We start from the raw sequence: 13,336 nt of genomic DNA, 5'->3' as shown, positions 1-13,336 counted from the left end.
GTCAGGCCCCGCCGTCATTGCTGACGCGGGGCCCGCTGCCTACACCGATCCACGACGTGCACGCACGTCGCGCCGCAGCAAGCTCACGCCGCTGCGATAAAGACCGGACCCGGACACCTCCGCGGTGACACAGGTGGGAGCGGGGCTCCACTTGCCGCCCCCGTGGGTACAGGGGCTGGTCGCACGTGAAAGGGTACCAGACCGTGAGTGACCCCGTCGCAGACCCTGCCAGCAGTGACAACGTTCGTGACCTCGCCGAGATTCCCAGCGTCGAGGTGATCAGCCGGTCCGCCGTGATGCTCATGTCGGCCGCCGCCGAACGCCTCGGCCTGGCCGACCCGGACCCCGACGAGTCGCCCCGCCGGGACCTGGACGAGGCCCGCCGGCTGATCACCGCGCTGGCCGGCCTCGTCACCGCCTCCGTCGAGTATCTCGGGCCGCACGCCGGTCCGCTGCGCGAAGGCCTCCAGTCGTTGCAGCGGGCGTTCCGGGAGGCCTCGGCGTTCCCGGACGAGCCGGGCGCCGGGCCGGGCGAGAAGTACACCGGGCCGGTCTACTGAGCCGTCCCGGCCGTCCACCGACCCATTTCGCCTCCGCACGAATCCGCACGAACCAACGGCCCCACGGGAGTCCCGTGGGGCCGTCATAGGGGTGTTGGGGGTCGGACCCAACTGTGACCCGGCGCCGGTGAGGCGCAGGAGGGGAGGCCAGCGCCGGATCACATGATCTGTGGCACTACTTGGCGATCTTGTCCTTGGCCTTCTTGCCGTCCGGCGCGACCACGAACCAGGTGCCCTGGACGCCCTCACCGTTGGCCTGGCAGGGAGCGGTGTCCTTGGCGAAGGTGTAGACCGGCGAACCGGCGATGGTCACCTGCTTGGTGCCGTCCTGCCGGGTGACCGAACCGATCAGGCTCTTGTCGATGCCCTCGGCGACGACGTTGTCCTCGGCCTTGAGCGGCGGCCAGTTCCTGGCGCAGTCACCGTTGCAGTTCGACGCGGACGGCTGCTTGGTGTCCTTGTCGAAGACGTAGAGGGTGAAACCCTTGTCGTTGGTCAGCACCTTGCCGAACGGCTTGACCTCCATCGCCCGCAGCACAGTGGTGCCCGGCGCGGCGGCCTTCACCTTGTCCTTGGCGCGGGTGCCGTTCGGGGCCGCGGTCCACCAGGTGCCCTGGACCGCCTCGCCCTTGGTCTCGCCCGGCGCGGTGTCCTTCTCGAAGTAGTACATCGCCCAGCCGCCGACGGTCAGCTGCTTGATGCCGTCCGGGCGGTCGATCGAGCCGACCATCGCCTTGTCGACGCCTTCGAGCGTCAGACTGTCCGAGAACGGCACCGGGGGCCACGCCTTGGCGCACGCGTCGGCGCAGTTGGACTTCGGCGGTTTCGGGGTGTCCTTGTCGAAGCGGTATAGGGTTTTGCCTTCGCTGTCGGTCAGGATCGTGCCCAGCGTCGGCGACTCGGTCGCCTTGAGACCGGTGACGCCCGCGCCGTTCGCGGCCGGCGCGTCGTCGACGGGCACCGTCCCGGTCGGCGCTGCGACGGCGGGCGGCTGCGCTTCCTGTTGCAGCTGCCGCTGATTGGCCGCAGGCGTCGCTGTGGGGCTCGCCCCGCACGCCGCGGTGGCCAGCACGGCGCCGACAGCCGCCGCGGTGGCAAGGATGTGCCTCACCCGAGCTGATGCCATGACGTCGATCCCTTCTCCCGCTTGATGCCCCGGTGCATCTCTGCGGGGCCGTGGTTGCTCACCCACAACACGAGCGGCCCCCGACGGCGGTTCAGCGGGATCGGAGAATTTTTTCGGACGGGCGGAGTCCTGCGAAAACGATGCCGAGCGTGCGCCTGCCGGGCGTGGCCATCGAGGCGTGCCGGTCGTGTCGCGCGTCGCCCGCGCGGGCCGGGCCGCACTGCCGGTGACGCTCACCGAATGCACCACCATCGCTACCCACGACACCATCGAGCCCGATGTGATCGTCGTGGAGTACGAACTGGCCGGTACGGTGAACGCCACCGGAGAGCGGCACTCGGCCCGGTTCATCGGCGTCCTGACCGTGCGCGACGGCAAAGCCGTGCACTGGCGGGAATATCAGGACACCGCAGCCTTGGCGGCCGTGTTGGGTTAGGACTCGACCGACTGGCGGTGCCGGAACACGTTACGCGGGTCGTACTTCGCCTTCACCTGCCGCAGACGCGCGTAGTTTCCCTTGTAATACAAGGTCGACCACGGCACGCCGGACTTGTTGAAGGTCGGATCGGACAGGTCGATGTCCGGGTAGTTCACGTAACAGCCGTCCGTCACCGCGTTGGGCACCGGCACGCCACCGGTCGACGCGTACACCGACGAGTAGAAGGTGCGGAACCAGTGGAGGTGCTGGGCCTCCTCGGCCGGGTCCTTCCAGTAGACCTGGTATTGCAACTTCAACACGGAATCACGTTGCGGCACAGCGGTGTCCGCCGAACCGACAGCGTTGATCTGGCAACCGTACGAGTCGATCTGCACCAACGCGTTGGGGTTGTTGTACTCCGTGGTCGCCAACGCCCGGTAGGTCGCGGCGATCTGTTCGGCGGTGTGCCCCTTGCGCAGGTACGCGGACTTGTAGTCGGCGCGGAACTCCCAACCACCACCGCTCAGGGCATACGTGCCGTTGAGCCACGGCAACCGCTGCGGCTCGGCGAACTGCGGCAGCGCCGGGTGATCGCCGGACCGTGCGGTCATCGCGGTGCGCCGCGCCTGGACGCCGTCGAAGACCGCCGCGAGGTAGTCGTCGAGCAGTTTCCGTGCGTTCGGCGCGGTCGCGTCGGCCTGGGTCAGCAGGGCGACCTGGCCGCCGACCGCCTTGGTGACGGGATCGACGGTCCGCTTGTTCAGCTTCAGCAGACCGAAAAGCCCGGCGTACGGCGAACCCGGCGCACTGTTGAGCTCGTGCCACTTGCCGAAGTTGTCCACCACCCTGGTGAAGTCCGCCTCGGTGATGTCCTTCCAGTCCAGCGCCACCGAGCTGATGAAGATCTCGGACGGCGGCTTCGGCAGGAACGTGGCCGGGTCGGTGCCCGTCGCGGTTCGGGACTTCAGCAGAAACCGCGTCACCACACCGAAGTTGCCGCCGCCACCGCCGGTGTGCGCCCACCAGAGATCCCGGTTGGGATCGTCGGCCTCCCTCGTGGCGATGACCGCCCGCGCCCGGCCGGACGCGTCGACCACCACGACCTCGACGCCGTAGAGGTAGTCCACGGTAAGTCCGAACTGGCGGGAACTCAGACCGTAACCGCCGCCGGTGATGTGGCCGCCCGCGCCGACCGTGCCGCACGAACCGCCCGGGATGATGACGCCCCAAACCCGGTACAGCGCCTCGTAAACCTGAAAAAGGTTCGCACCCGCGCCGACCGAAATGGCGTTCACCGCCGGGTCGTAGCCGATGCCGTCCAACTCGGACAAGTCGAGGACGACTTGTTTCCCGCTGTAAACAAAGTCTTCGTAGCAGTGGCCGCCGCTACGCACCCCGATCTGCTTGCCCGCGGTCACCGCTTCCTGAACCGCCGCAACGACCTGCGCGGTCGAGCTGACCACGTGGACCGCTTCCGGCGTCCCGATCCAGCGTGGATTGGTGCCCCGGACCATGTCGACGTATCTCGAGTCGCCCGGCCGCACTGTGGTGGCGGGAAGGCTGACACCAGCCTCCGATTCCCGCGCCACCGCCGTGCCGCCAAGCGTGCCCGTCGCCGCGACCCCCACAGCCGCGGCCCCCGCTCCCGCCAGAAAACTCCGGCGTCCGACCTCACTCATTGGATAGTCACCCCTTCGAGCGTGCAACCCCCAGCGCCTTCCAGACGACCACCGCCCAGGTCAGCCGTGCCATGAGTTGATCAGGTTGTTGTGCAGTGCAAAAAGTCGTGTTGTCGCCGTAACAGGTCCAGACCACGTGTCATGCTTCACACTGTGTCCAGTCAGCCCAGTTCGCGTAACCAGTCGTCGTCACTACGACGCGCGCTTTCGGTACTCCAGTACGTGTCCGACCGGGCGAACGAGACCCGCGGTGTCCCGCTGTCACGTATCGCCGAGGACCTGAAGATCAGCAAGAGCAGCGTGCTGCGCCTGACAACTCCCCTGCTCGACACGAACCTGCTCATCCGGGACCGGCAGACCGGCTGGTTCCGCCTGGGCCACGGCGCTTTGCGCCTCGGCCAGGCCTACCTGGCGTCGTTGGACCTGCGCACCGTCGCGGCGGAGCCGTTGCGGCGCATGCAACGCATGCTGGGTGAGACCTGTCATCTAGTGGTGTACGAGCCGCCGGACGTTGTCTACATCGACAAGGTCGAGAACGACCACCAGGTACGGATGGCCTCCCGGATAGGCAACCGGGTGCCCGCTTATCGAACAGCGGTGGGGAAGGCGATTCTCGCGTGGCTGCCCGAGGAAGCGGTCCAGGCCGCCATCGACCGTGGTCTGGCACCGGTGACCGGCCGTACTCTGGCCGACCCTGAGTCGTTACGTGCGGACCTGCAACGCATCCGCCGCCGCGGCTACGCCATCGACGACCGTGAGAACGAAGAGGAAGTCCGGTGCGTGGCGGCGCCGATCTTCGACCACAGCGACGAGGTGATCGGCGCGCTTTCGGTGTCGTCGCTGGCTTCCCGGATGAAACCGGCCCGGGTGCGCGAGGTCGGCCCGCTTGTCATGCGCTTCGGCATGGAGATCTCCCGGGTGTTCGGCTCGGCCAAGGTGCCCGCCGAGATCCCCCGCGAGTAACCGCCTCGCGGTGCGTGTTCGGGTGATCGGGCCCGCCGAAGCGAGCCCGATCATCCCGGGCAGTACTCAGTCCACCACGGCGAGCGCGTCGATCTCGACCAGCAGGCCGGGCGGCAGGCCGACGTAAACCGTTGTGCGGGCCGGGAAGTCGCCGCCGAGGAACTCGGCGTACGCCTCGTTGAACTCGGCGAAGTGCGCCACGTCGGTCAGGTACGCGCGCAGCATCACCACGTCGTCGAGGGACGCGCCGCCCGCTTCCAGCACCCGCTTGACGTTCGCCAGCACCTGGCGGGTCTGCTCGGCCACGGTCCGGCCGACCACCTCACCCTGCTCGTCGAACGCCACCTGGCCGGCGACCTGGAGGATGTTGCCCTTCCGCACCCCGTGCGACAGCGGCACCGCCGGTTTCACGGTGCCCTCGGGGTGGATGAAGGTCCTGGCCATGTTTGTCCTCTCCTATCGGTGATATCCGCATTCGGCGGACGCCTTCTCCGCCGCGCGCAGCAGGTCGGGCACTAGCCCCAGCAACCCGTCAAGGTCCAACAGTACCTTCGGCACCGACAGCGACATGGCCGCGAGGACCTCGCCTCGGGGTCCTCGCACGGGCGCGGCGATGCAGTGGATGAAGTCCTCGTGCTCGGAGTTGTCGACCGCGTACCCGCGCGAGGCGACGGTCGCCAGTTCGGCGAGGTACGCCTCGGGCGTCAGGATTGTGTTCTCGGTCTTCTTCTCGTACGTGATGCCGTTGGCGATCTCGCGGCGCCGATCCTCGGGGAACGCCGACACCAGCACCTTGGCGACGGCCGTGCAGTGCAGCGCGGCTCGTTTGCCGATCCTGGAGTACATCCGGACCTGGTGGCGGCTCTCGAACTTGTCGATGTACACGACTTCGCCGTCCTCGTACGAAGCCAGGTGCACGGTGTGGCCGGTCTGCGCGTTCAGCTCGCGTAGCGCGGGTTCGACGCTCCGGCGGACGTCACGGTCCTCAAGGGACCGGTGTGCGAGGTCGAACAGGGCTGTGCCGAGCCGGTAGTAACGCACGCCCTCACGCTGGACGAACCGATGCGTTTCGAGCGTCCGCAGCAACCGCAGGACGGTCGACTTGTGCACGCCGATGGTCTCGGCGAGCTGGTCCAGGGTGCGAGGCCCTTCGGCCAGCGCGTCGAGCAAGGTCAACGCCCTGTCGAGACTTTGGCTCATGCCCGCTCCCCGCTGTGCCCGCTCGCGTCGCATGAGCCGGGCCCTGTGTCGGATGGTTCGTTCGCAAGCGCGCTCACGGCTGTAAAACCCCCTGCTCGGTCAGGTGTGCGGCGGCCCACTCGTCCGCGTCCGCGTCGAGCAACGACGTCATCAGGCCGGGCGGCAGCGGTGTCCCGACATCATCATGCGTCCGCAATGTCGTGGCGGCCTGCAAGTGTCCGGATCGGAGCCGGCGGACGGGTGACTCCCCCGCCAGTGTCGCGGCGAGGAACCCGGCCGCGAAGGCGTCGCCCGCGCCGACCGGCTCGACGACGTCGACGCGTAAAGCGGGCTGGAACACCGAAACACCGCCTTCGATCAGCGTCGCGCCGCGGGCGCCGTGTTTCACCACCACGGTGGCGGGGCCGGGCAGGATACGGCGGATCTCGGCAGGGTCACTCGTCCCCCACACGTCCAGTGCCTCGTCGTCACCAGCGAGCACGATGTCCGCCGAATCGGCCAGTTCCCGCAGCACGGACGTGTCCCGGCCGGTCCACAGCCCGGGCCGCCAGTTCAGGTCGAACGAGAGCCGGAAAGTGTTCCGGGGCGCCGCGACCAGCGCACGCATCAGGTCGAGGCACGAGTCGGACAGCGCGGCCGTGATGCCCGTCAGATGCACCACCCGGACGTTCAGGTCCAGGTCACCGAGCAACGCGGGGCCCATTCCGGACGCGGCCGAACCGCGCCGGTAGTACCGGACCGGGCTGCCGCCCGCGCTGCTCTCCTTGATGTAGAGCCCGGTCGGCCGGGCGGGATCGACCACGACTCCGGACACGTCCACCCCGTGCGACGCCACCGCGGAGACCACGGCCTTGCCGAAGGCGTCCTGGCCGACGGCGCTCACCCACTTCGCCCGCAGGCCCAGCATCGCCAGATTGCAGGCCACATTGGACTCCGCGCCACCGACGGTCCGGATCCACGTGCGGACCTGGTCCACCGGTCCCGGCTCGCCCGGCACGAACAGCGCCATGGACTCGCCGAGGCACAGCACATCGGTCTCCACTGGGTTTCCCATCCTTTCCCCAGCCAGATGAAGGGACACTGCCGGCACGGGGGCTCGAAGTTGCGACGTTGACCTGGCGGCGATGAGGATGCTACACACCACCGCAGCACATCGCGCAATAGCCGTTGCAACATACGCAATGAGAGGCAGGGAGATGGCCGAGCCGGCGAGCATGGACCGGGACGCGGTGGACCGCCTCCGCCAGGAGCGGATCGACTGGCGCTTCAAGGGAATGCCGGACGCGCTGTTCGGCAGGACCGTGGCCGAGGCACTGGCCACGAACCCGAAGTTGTTCACCGACGGCTTCGTCGGCCCGCTGGTCGTGCTCGACAACGATGCCATCGACCACAACCTGGCGACCATGCGCCGTTGGTGCGAATCGCGTGGTCTCGCACTGTCACCACACGGCAAGACGACGATGGCGCCGCAGCTGTTCCAGCGCCAGCTCGACGCAGGCTGCTGGGCGATCACGACCGCGAACGCCAGCCAGCTGCGGGTCTACCGCGCGTTCGGCGTGAGCCGGATCCTGCTGGCCAACCAGCTGGTCGACCCGAACGCCCTGCGCTGGCTGGCCGCCGAACTGGCCGCCGACCCGGACTTCGAGTTCTTCTGCTGGGCCGACTCGGTCCGCGCGGTCGAGTTGATGACCGAAGGTCTGCGGGGCGCGCAACGCCAGGTCAACGTCTTCGTCGAGGTCGGGGCGCCCGGCGGCCGCACCGGTGCGCGCACGCCGGAGACGGCCGAGGCGGTCGCCGGCGCGATCGTCGCCAGCCCGGTGCTCAAGCTCGTCGGCACCGCCGGGTGGGAGGGATCGCTGGCGCACGAGGCCTCCGCGGAGGGCCTCAAGGCCATCGACGACTTCCTCACCCAGATCCGTGCCGTCACGGTCCAGCTCGCCGGCAAGTTCGAGGACCGCGACCGGGTGATCGTCACGGTCGGCGGCAGCGCGTACTTCGACCACGTCGCCGACGCGCTGACCCAGCCGTGGCCCGAGGGCCTGAATGTCTTCCCGTTGCTGCGAAGCGGCGCGTACGTCACCCACGACGACGGCTTCTACCGGGAGAACTCCCCGCTCGGCGCGCACTCCCGGATCGAAGGAACGCCGAGTTTGCGCAGCGCACTGCGCGCGTGGGCGCAGGTCACGTCCAAGCCCGAGGACAACCTCGCCCTGCTGACCATCGGCAAGCGGGACGCGTCCTTCGACGAAGGGCTGCCGGAGCCGCAACTGATCCGGCGGGACGGCACCACCCGGCCGTTGACCGGCGCGGAGATCGTCTCGCTCAACGACCAGCACGCCTACCTCGTCCCGAACGGGGCCGGCGTCCAGGTCGGCGACTGGATCGGTCTTGGCCTCTCGCACCCGTGCACGGTGTTCGACAAGTGGCAACTGCTTCCCGCGGTCGGCGCGGACGGTGAGACCGTGGTCGACTTCATCCGGACTTATTTCTGACAAAGGAGTCCGAAATGGATATTGCGTTCCGCGGCGCGACGGTCGTCGACGGCACCGGCGCCCCGCGTTACCAGGCGGACGTCGGCGTGCAGTCCGGCCGGATCGCCGAGATCGCGACCGGCCGGAGACTGGACGCCACCCGCGTGATCGACGCGCGTGGCCTGGTGCTCGCGCCCGGGTTCATCGACATGCACTCCCACTCGGACCTGCAGGTGCTGGCCAAACCCGACCACCTCGCCAAGGTGTCGCAGGGCGTGACCAGTGAGGTCTACGGCCAGGACGGCCTGTCGTACGCGCCGGTCAACGACGAGACACTGGCCGGGCTGCGCGCCCAGTTGGCGGGCTGGAACGACGATCCGCCCGGGTTCGACTGGAACTGGCGCAGTGTCGGCGAGTACCTCGACCGGCTCGACCAGGGCATCGCGGTGAACGCGGCGTACCTGCTGCCACAGGGCACGATCCGGATGATGGTGGTCGGCTGGGCGGCCAGGCCGCCGACCGAGTCCGAAATGGACCGGATGAAAGAGGTTGTCGCGCAGGGCATGCGCGAGGGCGCGATGGGCCTTTCGTCCGGATTGACCTATACGCCGGGCATGTACGCCGACACCGACGAGCTGGTGGCGTTGTGCGAGGTCACCGGCAAGCTCGGCGGCTACTACAGCCCGCACCACCGCAGTTACGGCGCGGGCGCGCTGGAGGCGTACGCCGAGATGGTCGACGTGTCCCGCCGCTCCGGCTGCCCGCTGCACCTGGCGCACGCGACGATGAACTTCCCGGTGAACAAGGGCCGCGGCGTTGAACTGCTCGCCCTGCTGGACGAGGCGATCGCGGACGGCTGCGACATCACCCTGGACACGTACCCGTACCTGCCTGGCGCGACCTATCTGTCCGCGCTCCTGCCGAGCTGGTCGACCGAAGGCGGCCCGGACGCCGCGATCGCCCGGATGTCCGATCCGGACACCCGCGAGAAGATCCGTGCCGACCTGGAGGAGAACGGGTCCGACGGCTGCCACGGCGTTCCCGTCGACTGGGACTCCATCGAGATCAACGGCGTCCGCAAGGACGCGAACTCGCACCTGGTGGGGCACAGCGTCGCCGAGTCGGCACGGCAGGCCGGGCGGCCGCCCGCGGACCTGTACTTCGACGTGTTGATCGACGAGCGAATGGGTACCTCGTGCCTGATGCACGTCGGTCACGAGGACAACGTCCAGGCGATCATGAAGCACCCGGCGCACACCGGCGGCAGCGACGGACTCCTCGTCGGTGAGCGTCCACATCCCCGCGCATGGGGCACGTTCCCCCGCTACCTCGCCCGTTACGTCCGTGAGCTGGGCGTTCTGGAGCTCGAGGAGTGCGTCGCGCACCTGACCGGCCGGGCCGCCAACCGTTTGCGCCTGGCCGACCGGGGTCTGATCCGCGAGGGCTACGCCGCGGACCTGGTGCTGTTCGACCCGGACACCGTCGCCGACACCGCGACCTTCGACGAGCCGAGGCAGGTCGCGACCGGCATTCCGTACGTGCTGGTCAACGGGGTCCCGGTGATCGACGACGGAACCCACACGGGCGCCACACCCGGTCATTCGCTGCGTAACCCGGGAGTCTGATCCATGGACCTCATCGCCGAGCTCAGGGCGTGGCGTTCGTTGTGCATCATCCGGGCTCCGCGGATCGCCGACCCGGCCGCTCTGGGCAGCACCCTGGTCGAGGCCGGCCTGCCGATCGTGGAGTTCTCGTTCACCACGCCGGACGCGCCACGGCTGATGGAACAGGCGGCCGAAGTGGACGGTCTGATCCTCGGCGCGGGCACGGTGATGACCGGACAGGACGCCCGGGACGCCGTCAACGCGGGCGCGAAGTTCCTGCTGACGCCCGGCTTGCGGCCCAAGGTGGCCGAGGAGGCGGTCCGGCAGGGCGTGCCGGTCGTGCTCGGGGCGATGACCCCGACCGAAGTGGCCGACGCCGTGGACATGGGCGCCACCGCGGTCAAGGTGTTCCCGGCGGCGCGGCTGGGTCCTGAGTACTTCAAGGACCTGCACGGGCCCTACCCTGGCGTGCCACTGGTGGCGACCGGCGGCCTGACCACCGCCAACGCCGCGCAGTACCTGGAAGCCGGCGCGCTCGCGGTCACCGCGGGCAGCGGCGTGGTCTCACCCGCACTGGCCGCCGAGTCCCGGCTGGCCGAGATCCGGCAGCGGGCCGGCGAGTTCGTCGACGCGGTAGCCACCGCGCGTGTCACTGAACAATAGAGGGAGCAGTCCTATGGTGGACTGGTTGCAACACACGACGGGTGGGCTGTTGCTGCTCGCCGCGGTCGGTATCGCACTGCTGCTGACGATGATCATGTGGTGGAAGGTCGAGCCCTTCATCGCGTTGCTGATCGTCGGCGTCGGTACCGCGCTGGCCGCGGGCATCCCGGTGGAGACGCTGGTCGGCTCCATCCAGTCGAGCAACGCGGGATCGTTGATCGAGACCGGGTTCGGCAACATCCTCGGGCACATCGCCGTGATCATCGGGATGGGGACGTTCCTCGGCGCCATCCTGGAGGCGTCCGGTGGCGCGCATGTGCTGACCCGCAAGCTGTTGCAGGCGTTCGGCGAGAAACGGGCCGCGCTGGCGATGGGCCTGGCCGGGCTGATCTTCGGTGTCCCGGTGTTCTTCGACATCGGCATCTTCGTGCTCGCGCCGCTGGTGTACGTGGTCGCCAAGCAGTCGGGCCGCTCGATCCTGCTGTTCTGCCTGCCGTTGCTGGCCGGTCTGTCGGTGACGCACGCGTTCCTGCCGCCGCACCCCGGCCCGGTCGCCGCGGCCGGTCTGCTCGGTGTCGGGCTCGGCTGGGTGATCCTGTTCGGCGCGATCTGCGCGATCCCGGCGTGGGGCGCCGGGCTGGTGTTCGCCAACTGGATCGGCAAGCGCATCCACATCGACGTGCCCGAGGAGATGCTCGAGGCCACCAAGGTCACCGGCGACAAGCCGGGCACCGCCACCGCCCCGGCGAAGACCGAGCCGAGGCTCAGCACGGTCGTGTGGATCATCGCGACGCCGTTGATCCTCATCCTGATCGGCACGTTCGGCAGCATCATCCTGGACAAGGGCACGTTCCTGGCCGGTGTCGCCACGTTCTTCGGCACGCCGGCGATCGCGCTGACCATCTCGGTGCTGCTCGCGTTCTGGTTGCTGGGTTACCGCCGCGGAATGACCCGCGACCAGGTGTCCACGATCGCGAACGCCTCGCTCAAGCCGGTCGCCATGATCCTGCTCGTCGTCGGCGCCGGAGCGTTCTACGGCCGGGTGCTGACCGTCAGCGGTATCGGCAAGGCCGTGCAGACATCCCTCGCGGACGTCGGCCTGCCGGTGCTCGTGGCGGCGTACCTCATCTCGTGTGGCCTGCGGATCGCGCAGGGTTCGGCCACCGCGGCGATCGCCGCCTCGGCGGCCATCATCGGCCCGACCGTCGCGAACGCGGGCTACACGCAACCGCAACTGGCGCTCATCGTCGCCGCCATCTGCGCCGGTTCGATCATCGCCTCGCACGTCAACGACGGCGGGTTCTGGATCGTGTCCCGGTACTTCGGCATCTCGGTGAAGGACACGCTGAAGACCTGGACAGTGCTGGAAACCATCTTGTCCGTGGTCGGGTTCCTGGTGGCCGCGGTCTTGATGATCTTCATCTGACACCCTGCACAGAGAGGATCTCCACACGGTGAACGGGTTGAACCGGCGCGCCTTCCTCGGCGCGGCCGGAGCAGGCGGGCTGATGCTGGCGACGGGGGTCCCGGCGTCGGCGTACGGGAGAAACGTGTCCACTGTCTACATCGGAAGCTTCACCAGCTGGGGACCGCCGGTCGGACCGGGCTTCTCGGTCGGCACCGTCGACCCGGTGTCCGGGAAGCTGACCCTGACCGGCGGCATCCCCGGGATCGTGGACCCGTCGTGGTTCACGTACTCGCGGGACCGCCGGATTCTGTACTCGACCATCGAGTCCGATCCCGGCAAGGTCACGGCGTACACGATCGCCGATCCGCAGCGGCCGAAGGTGCTCAACTCGGCCGACGTGAACGGCGCGCACCCGACGCACATCAGCATCCACGGCAGGCACTTGCTGGCGGCCAACTACGGCAGCGGCAGCGTTTCCGTGCTGTCGCTGCGGGCCGACGGGCGGGTCGGCGCCGTGACCGATGTCGTCAAGCACACCGGGGACAACCGTGCCGCGCACGCGCACGAGGTCGTCACCGACCCGAGTGGACGGTGGATCGTCGCCGTCGACCTCGGCGCGGACTCGGTGTACGTGTACAGCCTCGGCACGGCCGGGAAGTTGAAGCTGAACCAGCAGCTCAGGCTGCCGGTCGGCCTCGGCCCGCGGCACCTGGCGTTCCACCCGAACGGCAGGTACGCCTACATCCTGGGTGAGCTGCGGTCGGAGGTGACCGTGGCGGCGTGGGACGCGGCGGCGGGCAGGTTCACGCCCGGCCAGGTGATCAGCACGCTGGGCGACGCCACGCCGCCGGAGAACTTCCCCGGCGAGATCGAGGTGTCGGCGGACGGCCGGTTCGTCTACGCCTCCAACCGGGGCCACGACAGCCTGGCCACCTTCACGGTCGGCGAGCAGGGCAAAAGCCTGTCGTTCGCCGGCACGACACCGACCGGTGGCACGTGGCCACGGCACTTCACCCTGCACCCGAACGGCAACTGGGTGTATGTGTCCAACCAACGCACCGGCACGATCAACTGGCTGCCCCGTGACCCGGGCACCGGAAAGCTGGGCACGTCAGCGGGTTCGGTGACGGTGGACAACGTCGGCATCGTCTCCTTCAGGTAACCCCCAGCTCACCCCTCGTGAGTGTTTGTCGGGGTTAGAACCCTGATAAACACTCACGAGGTTTACCTGCGGTAACGGCATT

Annotated in this window: 13 protein-coding genes; 8 read left to right on the top strand and 5 right to left on the bottom strand. The window is 68.6% G+C overall.

Going from position 1 to position 13,336, the window contains the following annotated elements; genetic code table 11:
• Positions 1-203 precede the first annotated feature (203 nt).
• Positions 204-560: a DUF1844 domain-containing protein gene (locus GC106_RS15195; RefSeq protein ID WP_173130214.1), complete on the top strand. Its 357-nt coding sequence runs from the start codon at positions 204-206 to the stop codon at positions 558-560.
• A 175-nt stretch (positions 561-735) separates the two neighbouring features.
• Here GC106_RS15195 and GC106_RS15190 read toward each other — a convergent pair whose 3' ends face one another.
• Positions 736-1,686, bottom strand: coding sequence for a hypothetical protein (locus GC106_RS15190; protein ID WP_173130212.1), 951 nt, complete (start codon positions 1,684-1,686; stop codon positions 736-738).
• A gap of 178 nt (positions 1,687-1,864) precedes the next feature.
• Here GC106_RS15190 and GC106_RS15185 point away from each other — a divergent pair, with 178 nt between their 5' ends.
• Positions 1,865-2,122 carry a nuclear transport factor 2 family protein gene (locus tag GC106_RS15185; RefSeq protein WP_173130209.1) on the top strand — a complete coding sequence of 86 codons (258 nt, stop codon included), beginning with the start codon at positions 1,865-1,867 and terminating at the stop codon, positions 2,120-2,122.
• On the opposite strand, the gene GC106_RS15180 is transcribed toward GC106_RS15185, so the two are convergent.
• Positions 2,119-3,783 (bottom strand): FAD-binding oxidoreductase, encoded by a 1,665-nt coding sequence (locus GC106_RS15180; protein WP_173130206.1) that lies wholly within the window; start codon positions 3,781-3,783, stop codon positions 2,119-2,121. The genes GC106_RS15185 and GC106_RS15180 overlap by 4 nt on opposite strands.
• A 153-nt stretch (positions 3,784-3,936) precedes the next feature.
• Between GC106_RS15180 and GC106_RS15175 the strand changes: the two genes are divergently transcribed.
• Positions 3,937-4,746: an IclR family transcriptional regulator gene (locus GC106_RS15175; RefSeq protein ID WP_217280540.1), complete on the top strand. Its 810-nt coding sequence runs from the start codon at positions 3,937-3,939 to the stop codon at positions 4,744-4,746.
• 66 nt (positions 4,747-4,812) lie between these two features.
• Here the strand turns inward: GC106_RS15175 and GC106_RS15170 are convergent, their stop codons facing one another.
• The 3 genes from GC106_RS15170 to GC106_RS15160 form a co-directional block, all read right to left on the bottom strand.
• Complete coding sequence (locus GC106_RS15170) at positions 4,813-5,190, bottom strand: RidA family protein (RefSeq protein ID WP_173130200.1); 378 nt, start codon at positions 5,188-5,190, stop codon at positions 4,813-4,815.
• Positions 5,191-5,202: 12 nt separating this feature from the next.
• Entirely contained in the window at positions 5,203-5,946 is a 744-nt protein-coding gene (locus GC106_RS15165; protein WP_173130197.1) for an IclR family transcriptional regulator, read from the bottom strand.
• 73 nt (positions 5,947-6,019) lie between these two features.
• Positions 6,020-7,000 (bottom strand): sugar kinase, encoded by a 981-nt coding sequence (locus GC106_RS15160; RefSeq protein WP_281368493.1) that lies wholly within the window; start codon positions 6,998-7,000, stop codon positions 6,020-6,022.
• Between the two features lie 142 nt (positions 7,001-7,142).
• Between GC106_RS15160 and GC106_RS15155 the strand changes: the two genes are divergently transcribed.
• Genes GC106_RS15155 through GC106_RS15135 form a run of 5 tightly spaced genes read left to right on the top strand, consistent with a single transcriptional unit; the run spans position 7,143 to position 13,254 of the window.
• Positions 7,143-8,438, top strand: a complete 1,296-nt coding sequence (locus GC106_RS15155; protein WP_173130191.1) for an amino acid deaminase — start codon at positions 7,143-7,145, stop codon at positions 8,436-8,438.
• A gap of 14 nt (positions 8,439-8,452) precedes the next feature.
• Positions 8,453-10,042 carry an N-acyl-D-amino-acid deacylase family protein gene (locus GC106_RS15150; protein WP_173130188.1) on the top strand — a complete coding sequence of 530 codons (1,590 nt, stop codon included), beginning with the start codon at positions 8,453-8,455 and terminating at the stop codon, positions 10,040-10,042.
• A 3-nt stretch (positions 10,043-10,045) separates the two neighbouring features.
• Positions 10,046-10,684 (top strand): bifunctional 4-hydroxy-2-oxoglutarate aldolase/2-dehydro-3-deoxy-phosphogluconate aldolase, encoded by a 639-nt coding sequence (locus tag GC106_RS15145; RefSeq protein WP_173130185.1) that lies wholly within the window; start codon positions 10,046-10,048, stop codon positions 10,682-10,684.
• A gap of 13 nt (positions 10,685-10,697) precedes the next feature.
• Complete coding sequence (locus GC106_RS15140; RefSeq protein WP_173130182.1) at positions 10,698-12,110, top strand: GntP family permease; 1,413 nt, start codon at positions 10,698-10,700, stop codon at positions 12,108-12,110.
• Positions 12,111-12,138: 28 nt separating this feature from the next.
• On the top strand, positions 12,139-13,254 hold the full coding sequence (locus tag GC106_RS15135; RefSeq protein ID WP_173130179.1) for a lactonase family protein: 1,116 nt from the start codon (positions 12,139-12,141) through the stop codon (positions 13,252-13,254).
• Positions 13,255-13,336: the final 82 nt, after the last annotated feature.

Origin of the sequence: Kibdelosporangium persicum (assembly GCF_013280595.1) — a bacterium.
GTDB classification, from domain to species: domain Bacteria; phylum Actinomycetota; class Actinomycetes; order Mycobacteriales; family Pseudonocardiaceae; genus Kibdelosporangium; species Kibdelosporangium persicum.
Note: the sequence above shows the minus strand (reverse complement) of the source record. Positions and strands in the feature narration are given on the sequence as shown.

Coding starts and splice junctions, on each gene's coding strand:
- GC106_RS15190 (WP_173130212.1), bottom strand. CDS start 1,686: ATGGCATCAGCTCGGGTGAGGCACATCCTTGCCACCGCGGCGGCTGTC.
- GC106_RS15150 (WP_173130188.1), top strand. CDS start 8,453: ATGGATATTGCGTTCCGCGGCGCGACGGTCGTCGACGGCACCGGCGCC.
- GC106_RS15145 (WP_173130185.1), top strand. CDS start 10,046: ATGGACCTCATCGCCGAGCTCAGGGCGTGGCGTTCGTTGTGCATCATC.
- GC106_RS15180 (WP_173130206.1), bottom strand. CDS start 3,783: ATGAGTGAGGTCGGACGCCGGAGTTTTCTGGCGGGAGCGGGGGCCGCG.
- GC106_RS15140 (WP_173130182.1), top strand. CDS start 10,698: ATGGTGGACTGGTTGCAACACACGACGGGTGGGCTGTTGCTGCTCGCC.
- GC106_RS15170 (WP_173130200.1), bottom strand. CDS start 5,190: ATGGCCAGGACCTTCATCCACCCCGAGGGCACCGTGAAACCGGCGGTG.
- GC106_RS15165 (WP_173130197.1), bottom strand. CDS start 5,946: ATGAGCCAAAGTCTCGACAGGGCGTTGACCTTGCTCGACGCGCTGGCC.
- GC106_RS15160 (WP_281368493.1), bottom strand. CDS start 7,000: ATGGGAAACCCAGTGGAGACCGATGTGCTGTGCCTCGGCGAGTCCATG.
- GC106_RS15155 (WP_173130191.1), top strand. CDS start 7,143: ATGGCCGAGCCGGCGAGCATGGACCGGGACGCGGTGGACCGCCTCCGC.